Source organism: Lysinibacillus antri, assembly GCF_003977595.1.
Classification (GTDB): domain Bacteria; phylum Bacillota; class Bacilli; order Bacillales_A; family Planococcaceae; genus Ureibacillus; species Ureibacillus antri.
Window position 1 is genome coordinate 1 of record NZ_RYYR01000064.1, and the last position, 1,446, is coordinate 1,446.

Here is a 1,446-nt window from a genome sequence, read left to right on the forward strand (position 1 = left end):
TGAAGTGACCCCTAAAAGTTAGACACGGTTATTTCATTAGGCAACTTTCTCAAAATGGGTTCGGTATTGTACCGGACTCATTTTTAATTTTGCCTTCATCCGTTTCGTATTATAGTAATTGATATAGTTTGCTAATTCTAATTTAAAATGTTCTATACTTTCAAATTCCTTTAAGTAGAGGAATTCTGACTTCATAATGCCAAAGAAGTTTTCCATCACCGAGTTATCGTAACAGTTTCCTTTACGAGACATACTTTGTATAATCCCTCTAGACTCCAGTGCTCGACGATATTTTTTCATTTGATAATGCCATCCCTGATCTGAATGCATCAATAGTTGATGTTTTTCTGGCAGGCGTTCTAAAGCCTTCTCCAACATTTCTGAAACAAGCGAATAAGTTGGTCTAGAGCCGATTGTGTAGGTAATAATTTCTCCGTTAAATAAATCTAAAACAGGCGATAAATATAGCTTCTCGCCAAATAATTTAAACTCTGTAATATCTGTTACCCATTTCTGATTGGGGGCATCCGCAGTAAAGTTACGGTCTAAAATGTTTGGTGCGACCTTACCCACAGTACCTTTATATGACTTATATTTTTTCATACGCACAACACACTTTAAACCGAGTTCCTTCATAATGCGTTGTACCTTTTTATGATTTACTTTCTGCCCACGAGTTGTTAGCTCATCACGAATTCGACGGTAACCGTAACGACCTTCATGTTCTTCATAAATGGCCTTAATTTCAACTTTTAAATCGGCATCTGGATCGAGTCTATCTATTTGTTTAACATAAAAATAGTAGGTGCTTCGAGGAATCTCCGCTAGTTTTACTAATTCTTTCACCGGAAATTCATGCCTTAATTCATAGACTACTTGCGCTTTGTCTTGTTTGGTGATTTTCCCTTGCTTTGAACTAAGGCATTCAACTTTTTTAAATACGCATTTTCCATTTCAAGCTGCTTAATACGTGCTTCCAATGCTTCGATAGATCCCTCAGCTGGTACTTCTTTTGTTTGTTTCATTAATTCTTTTTTCATGGATGGACGCCCCTTTTTTCTCAATTGCAGGCCGTCAATCCCATCTTTCTCAAATACCCTTTTCCATTTTCTAATAGTACTAGGCTCAGGAATATTAAATATAGCTGCAGTTTCATTAGGAGACGTCCCGTTTTCGTTCATATATTTTAGTACGTCTAGTTTAAACTGTGCAGAATACTTTGTATAGGATGGATTTAAAGCTTTACTACCATGATGTTCATATTGTTTTACCCAGTTCCTTACCACAGCTGTACTTGTATCTAATTCTTTCGCTAGATCAGTAAAACTTTTATGACCCTGTAAATAGTCAGTAATGGCATCTAACTTTTCTTCTAAAGTAAATTTAGACATAGAAAAACTGCACCTCCAATTATTAGATTTTGTCTAACAATTGGGGTGCAGTTCA

At 35.9% G+C, this 1,446-nt stretch carries 1 protein-coding gene; it reads right to left on the reverse strand.

The genetic code is table 11. The annotated features are described in order from the left end of the window. Positions 1-36: 36 nt before the first annotated feature. A protein-coding gene (locus EK386_RS19780) for an IS3 family transposase (RefSeq protein WP_126660861.1) occupies positions 37-1,391 on the reverse strand; the annotation gives its coding sequence in 2 pieces (ribosomal slippage) (positions 37-938 and positions 938-1,391; 1,356 coding nt in all). Positions 1,392-1,446: the final 55 nt, after the last annotated feature.